At 69.9% G+C, this 6,758-nt stretch carries 5 protein-coding genes; 3 read left to right on the forward strand and 2 right to left on the reverse strand.

The features are described from left to right. The first annotated feature begins 109 nt into the window (after nt 1–109). Together QR77_RS18445 and QR77_RS42280 are read left to right on the forward strand one after the other, a co-directional pair. Complete coding sequence (locus tag QR77_RS18445) at nt 110–1,153, forward strand: medium chain dehydrogenase/reductase family protein (RefSeq protein WP_040022998.1); 1,044 nt, start codon at nt 110–112, stop codon at nt 1,151–1,153. Between the two features lie 317 nt (nt 1,154–1,470). Then, complete coding sequence (locus QR77_RS42280) at nt 1,471–2,415, forward strand: LAETG motif-containing sortase-dependent surface protein (protein WP_150130409.1); 945 nt, start codon at nt 1,471–1,473, stop codon at nt 2,413–2,415. Between the two features lie 171 nt (nt 2,416–2,586). Here QR77_RS42280 and QR77_RS18455 read toward each other — a convergent pair whose 3' ends face one another. Then, the gene (locus QR77_RS18455; protein WP_040028217.1) at nt 2,587–4,758 is read right to left on the reverse strand and encodes a TerD family protein; all 2,172 of its coding nucleotides are present in this window, start codon (nt 4,756–4,758) and stop codon (nt 2,587–2,589) included. 123 nt (nt 4,759–4,881) lie between these two features. Then, a complete protein-coding gene (locus QR77_RS18460) occupies nt 4,882–5,292 on the reverse strand; it encodes a Fur family transcriptional regulator (protein WP_040023000.1) in 411 nt (136 codons plus the stop codon). A gap of 391 nt (nt 5,293–5,683) precedes the next feature. Between QR77_RS18460 and QR77_RS48780 the strand changes: the two genes are divergently transcribed. After that, nucleotides 5,684–6,758, forward strand: a 1,075-nt coding sequence (locus QR77_RS48780; protein WP_347359784.1) for a peroxidase family protein, incomplete at its 3' end; no start/stop codon positions are given.

Consider the following 6,758-nt stretch of genomic DNA (forward strand, 5'->3'; position numbering starts at 1 on the left):
CCGTCACCTTACACCGCGAAGGTTATTGGCACGGCTCCCTTGTCGACACACGGGTACGACTGTATCTTTACGGTCGTAAGCAAACGACCTGAGCTTTACGGAGTGCCTCATGACCAGCACCGCTACCACTCGCGCCACGGAGATCGTCCTGCCCGGTACGGTCGAGCCGAGCGGTCTGGAGATCCGTACCCGCGAGCTTCCGCCCCCGGCCGAAGGCCAGGTCGTCCTGCGGATGGACGCGACCGGCGTCTCGTTCGCCGAGCAGCAGATGCGGCGCGGCAAGTACTACAACCAGCCACCGTTCCCCTTCGTACCCGGCTACGACGTGGTCGGTACGGTCACCGCCACCGGGCCCGGCGTCGACGCCGGGCTGACCGGACGCCGGTTCGCCGCGGTCACCAAGGTCGGCGGCTGGGCCAGCCATCTGCTGATCGACGCCGCCGACCTGGTGCCCGTACCGGACGGCGTGGACGCGGCCGCCGCCGAGACCGTCGTCATCAACGGGATCACCGCCTGGCAGATGCTGCACCGGATGGCCAAGGTCCGCCCCGGCGGGACCGTCGTGGTGCTGGGCGCCAACGGCGGCGTCGGCTCCATCCTCGTACAACTCGCCCGGCACGCCGGGATCGCGGTGATCGGCACGGCGTCGCCGCGCCACCACACGACCGTGGCCGGGTGGGGTGCGATCCCGGTCGACTACCGCGATCCGGACCTGTACGGCCGGATCCGCGGGCTCGCACCGGACGGTGTCGACGCGGTGTTCGACCACGTCGGCGGCGACGGTCTTGTCGAGTCGTGGCGGCTGCTGCGCCGGGGCGGGACGCTGGTCTCGTACGGCACAGCCGCGTCGAAGGACGACGCGGGCAGCTCCCAACTGCCGGTGCTGCGGCTGTTCGCGCGGCTCGCGGTGTGGAACTGCCTGCCCAACGGCAGGAGCGCGCACTTCTACAACTTCTGGGCGGGCCGCCGCCGCCTGGCTGCCTTCCGGAACCGGCTGAGCGAGGACCTTTCCCAGGTGTTGCGCCTGGTGGCCGACGGCGTCCTCACTCCGCAGATCGCCGCGGAGTTCCCGCTGTCCGACGCCGCGTCGGCGCTGGAACTCGCCGAGTCCCGTACGGTCGCCGGCAAGGTCATCCTCGTCCCCGGAGCGTGACGGCGCCGGCTGAGACCGGGCCGGCCGATACCGGGCCACGCCGCGCACGTGACGTGGCGGCGATCACAGGGCAGTTGCCGTTCCGCCACACAACCCTTTCCGGGCCCCACCGGTCTCATACGTATCTAGGTGCACGGCCATGCCACGATCCCCCACGCCGGGGCGGCCGTTTCGCTGAGCTTGATCGAAAGGGTTCAATGAAGCTCCACCGTGTTCTGGCAACCGCGACTGTCACGGCCGTCATCGGCTCCGTGGCCCTGTTCGCGTCTCCCGCCGCGTATGCGACAGGGGAGACACCAGCCGACAGCACTCCCTCCGTGTCCGCCGCTCCTACGCCGGCGCCCGAGCAGTCCGCCGGCGCCGGCGCCGGGGACGACGCGCAGTCCCCGGCCGGGCAGCCGACCGACAAGGCGGGGGCTCCCTCCGCCCCTTCCGCTCCCTCCGCTCCCTCCTCGACGGGCGATCCGGCCCCTTCGGGGTCGACGAAGGCAAGCCCGGGCGCCGGCGAGAGCGCCGAGCCGTCTCCGACGTACACGCGCCCGACATTCTGCTCCGGCATCCCCGACGAGGAGCGCGGCAAGACGTCGCTGCGCGGATTCCCGAGCAAGATCGTCGCCGGGTCGGGCTGGCACGACTTCGCCTACCGCGTGACCAACGTGTCCAAGATCAAGGTGATGGAGACCGTCGTCTCCCTCGATCTCGGCACCGCCGACCCGAAGCTCCACGACATCGCCCAACTGGCGGTCACCGTGCAGTGGTTCAACCCGGAGACCGGCACCTGGAAGGCCATCCAGGGCGAAGGCGCCGACGTCTTCGGCCACAACGACTTCGCCACGGTGAAGACCCTCGAACCGGGCGAGTTCGCCGACGCCAAGATGCGTATCAAGGTCGGTGAGAAGGCCGAGACGGGAACCGGTTACTTCTTGACCACCGGCGACTCGTACGGCGAAGACGGCCAGTGCGGCTTCGACGACATCAGCGAGTTCGACTTCACGGTCCTCGCCTCCGGCACCGAGCCCGGCAAAGTAGGGGACGCCACGGGCAAGCCCGGCAAGGCGGAGGACGCCAACACCGCGCACGGGAGCGGGAATACGCCCGCACCGCAGGGCGGCCTCGGCGAGATCCCGGTCAGCGGCTCGCTCGCCGAGACCGGTTCATCAAGCACGCTGCCGACCACGGCCGCCGTCGGCGGCGCCGCGGTGATCCTGGGCGCCGGAGCTGTTTTCGTCGTACGCCGCCGTAAGGCCGGATCCGCCGCCTAGGCAACGCGGACAGCACAAACAGCGTGGTCAGCGCGGGGACCCGGAGATGACGACGCCGGGGTGCCTTTCGGCACCCCGGCGTGACATCGGCGGCGAGGAAAGCGGGGGGACTATTTCCATGAGTGTGAGAAGGAAGTCCCTCCATGGCCTCGCCGCGCTCCACGCTAGCAGTCAGCCGGGGATCAGGTCGCGCAGGTTTTCCGGCGTGACGATCACGGAATCCGGGTGCAGTCCGTCCGGCCGGCGCAGGCCGATGTAGGTGACAGGGCCGTCCGGGACCGTCGTACCGTCCCAGCGCGTGGTGGCCGTCGCGCGCTCGGACAGCAGGCCGGTGAGATGCGCGACCGTGAGGTATTCGCGCTCGACGAGGCCGCGCAGCAGTGTGGCGACCGACACCCGGTTCCCCTCCACCCGGTTGGCGTTCGGGTTGCCCCGGAGATACAGGTGGAGCCACTTGGCGCGCCAGCGGCCGTCGCTCCCGCGCAGGAACGCCAGCGGCAGCGCCACCCTTCCCGGGCCGCGCAGCTCCGACTTCATCCGTACGGTGCGCGGCTCGAAGGGGCGGCCGAGCTGCTCGGCGTCGCGCAGCATGAAGCCGAAGAACGACTCCTCGACCTCCTCGAAGCCCTCCCCCGAGAAGATGTTGACCTGCGGGACGATGAAGGCGCCGCGTACGGCGTCGAGGCGCAGGTTGATGAACTCCGAGGCGCCGTCGGGCGCTTCCGTGATGTCGCCGGAGTGCTCGCCGCCGACGTCGGTGAGGGCGGTGTACGACAGCCAGGAGACGGTCGCGTACGAGGCGTCCAGCGTCAGCGCCGACAGGTCGTAGTCGGTGGTGTGCGACGTCTGCTTCCAGTACACGAAGAACCGCAGCAGTTCACCGTCGACCGGGGACACGGAGCCGCGCGGCAGCACACCGAGGCCGGCGGCCGTCGCCCTGCCGCTGAGCGGGAGCGCGACATCGAGGACGTCCGGGTCGATCAACAGGTGCCCCGGCGCCGGGAGTCGGCGGCGGGTCTCGGCGTCCAGGGCGGCGATCAGGCGTTCACGCTCGGGCGGGAGGACGGGCGGGCGGGTGTCGGCGGCAACCCACGCGGCGCCGCTTCGGTTGACGAAGACGCGGCGCTCGCCGGGCCCCGGCCCCCGGTTGCCGAAGTGCTCGCGTACGGAGAGCAGGACGCGCCCCGAGACCTGTCCGGCGACCCGCTCGGCGGCGTCCACGACGGAGTCGCGTTCGTCCTGGGCGAGGCACGCGCGCAGCAGACGGTCCAGGGAGCGGAACAGCTTGCCCGGGGCTGCTGTCAGCAGCCGCACGGCCCCGGTGACGTCGTTCGCACCGAGCAGTTCCTCGACATGACTGTCGAAGGACCGGGCCTCCTTCTCGCCCCGGGCGACCGCGAACACGTCGGCGGCGTGCGGCCGGTGCGGGTACTCGTGCGGGTGGAGGCGCTCGCCGAGGCGCTTGAACGCCTCGCTGTGCGCGGTGACATCGGCGAGCTTGGCGGGGGCGGCGGCGACCACGGCGTCGAGGCCGGCGAGCAGCGAGCGGCGGGTCGCTCGGGGCAGCGAACGGAACCGCGTCGGCTCCACCAGGGTCACGTCGCCGTCCGAAAGCGCGCAGGCCAGCCGGAGCACATCGGTGACGGTGTCCAGCAGAAGATCAGCGCCGGCGTCGATGCGGGCGAGGTTGACGACGGCGCGGTTCTCCCGGACCGGTATCTCGTCGGGCTGCGGGCCGTCGGCACAGTGCCCGGCGAGCGCGCGAAGGTCGCGCAGGCCCTCCTCGCCCAGCGGGGTGGTGCTGCCCGCCAGGGCCAGATAGAGAGCGGTGACCTCGTCGTCCGGAACTCCGCCCAGGTGCAGGACCGTTGTACGGTCACCGGCGGCGGCGATCAACTCGGCGTGGGCGGCGAGCATTTCGGCGTACGTGTGCTGGTAGTTCCCGTACGCCGGGAGGGTCAGCAGGTCGACCACACCGGTGCGGAGCTGCGCGAGAGTCGCGTCGCGCGACGCCTCGTCGGCAAGCGCCTCGACGATGCACCGCGTCCAGAAGTCGAACGTTTCGGGCACGTTGGCCGGGAAGTCGACGAAGTAGACGTTGTGCTGGACGTGGTCACCCACCATCTCGCGCACGGTGTCCAGCGCCCGCGCCGCGACCTCGACGACCGTCTCCGGGGCCAGCCCCGACAGCCGTTCCAGCAGATCCGCCGAGAGCTTGAAGCCCACGGACATGAGGGCGGAGTCGAACTGCCGCGCCGCGACGTCCCCTTGCCCAGTGGGTCCGGAGGGGAGGGACAGGCGGTGGGTGTGCCGGATGACCAGGGGTTCGAGAGGGTGGACCATCCGGGCATGGTCCCAGAACGGTGTGAGGCCGCGCATCAAGGTTTCCGCCACGCGATGCCCCGGTCACGTACCCACGCGGGGCGTTCAGGCGCAGGCGAAGGCGAGGGCTCGGGCGCGGGGCGTTCAGGCGCAGTCCGGGCACAACCCCCGGTAGGTGAGCGCGACATCGGACACCGTGAAGCCGAACCTCTCCTCCGGCGGGAGGCCGGCCAGTGCGTCGCCGGTCGGGTGGACGTCACGGATGGTGCCGCAGGCGGAACACACCAAGTGGTGGTGCGGGTGGTGGGCGTTGGGGTCGTACCGCTTGGCGCGGTCGTGGGTGGAGACCTCAATGACCTCGCCGAGGGCGACCAGTTCGCCCAGGGTGTTGTAGACGGTCGCGCGGGATATCTCGGGCAGCAGTCGCGTCGCGCGTATGTGCACCTCGTCGGCCGTGAGATGCACGTGATCGCCGTCGAGGACCTGAGCGACCACACGGCGCTGGGAGGTCATCCGCCAGCCACGCTCTCTCAGTCGCATCAGCAGGTCACTCATATCGGTTCACCTATTCAGGTTTGTGGGATATCCGAAGTTTGTCGGCACTCGTCGCACTCGTCCGAATTCCAACTAGATCTGCATTTGGTGCACTTCTTGACTTGGACTCAGTCCATCGTAGGATCGCTTCCGGCGATAACCAAGGAACGGGAAGACTCCGATACAGCAGGAGACAAAGACGTGATGTCTCCCTCCACGCCGCTCGCGGCGCCTTCCTCGCAGCTCGCGGCGCCTTCCACGCGCTCACCGTGGGGCCGTGGCCGGCTGTTCCGGTGTTCCACCGCCCGCAGTTTCACCGCCCGCAGTTTCTTTACACGCTGTTCCACCGCCCGCTGTTCCACCGCCCGCAGTTCCTGAGCACCCGTGAACCGTTCGGTCCGGAAGGATTCCCTTGACTGAGAACCATGACGCAATCGTCGTAGACGCCAAGACGGAGGGCGGAGGTGGCTGCCCGGTCGCGCACGGGCGCGCCCCGCACCCGACCCACGGCGGCGGAAACCGCGACTGGTGGCCCGAGCGGCTCAACCTGAAGATCCTCGCCAAGAACCCCGCCGTGGCCAATCCGCTGGGCGAGGACTTCGACTACGCCGAGGCGTTCACGTCCCTCGACCTGCCTGCCGTGAAGCAGGACATCGCCGAGGTGCTCTCGACCTCGCAGGACTGGTGGCCGGCCGACTACGGCAACTACGGCCCGTTCATCATCCGGATGGCGTGGCACAGCGCGGGTACGTACCGGATCAGCGACGGCCGCGGCGGCGCCGGGGCCGGGCAGCAGCGCTTCGCCCCGCTCAACAGTTGGCCCGACAACGCGAACCTCGACAAGGCCCGCCGTCTGCTGTGGCCGGTCAAGAAGAAGTACGGGCGCCAGCTCTCCTGGGCCGACCTGCTGATCCTCGCCGGCAACGTCGCCCTTGAGTCCATGGGCTTCGAGACCTTCGGCTACGCCGGCGGCCGCGCGGACGTCTGGGAGCCCGAGGAGGACGTCTACTGGGGTCCCGAGAAGACCTGGCTCGGCGATGAGCGCTACACCGGCGACCGGGAGCTGGAAAACCCCCTCGGCGCCGTGCAGATGGGCCTCATCTACGTCAACCCCGAGGGCCCCAACGGCAATCCGGACCCGCTCGCCTCGGCCCGCGACATCCGCGAGACGTTCCTCCGGATGGCGATGAACGACGAGGAGACGGTCGCCCTGATCGCGGGCGGCCACACCTTCGGCAAGACCCACGGCGCGGGCCCGGCCGACAGCGTCGGCCCCGACCCCGAGGCCGCCTCGCTGGCGGAGCAGGGCCTTGGCTGGCGTAACTCGTACGGCACCGGCAAGGGCGGCGACGCGATCACCAGCGGTCTTGAGGGTGCGTGGACCAACACCCCCGTGACCTGGGACAACAGCTTCTTCGACATCCTCTTCGGTTACGAGTGGGAGCTCGGCAAGAGCCCTGCGGGCGCGAACCAGTGGAAGCCGAAGG

The organism is Streptomyces sp. 150FB (assembly GCF_000818195.1).
Lineage (GTDB): Bacteria > Actinomycetota > Actinomycetes > Streptomycetales > Streptomycetaceae > Streptomyces.

Coding starts and splice junctions, on each gene's coding strand:
- QR77_RS18445 (WP_040022998.1), top strand. CDS start 110: ATGACCAGCACCGCTACCACTCGCGCCACGGAGATCGTCCTGCCCGGT.
- QR77_RS18455 (WP_040028217.1), bottom strand. CDS start 4,758: ATGGTCCACCCTCTCGAACCCCTGGTCATCCGGCACACCCACCGCCTG.
- QR77_RS18460 (WP_040023000.1), bottom strand. CDS start 5,292: ATGAGTGACCTGCTGATGCGACTGAGAGAGCGTGGCTGGCGGATGACC.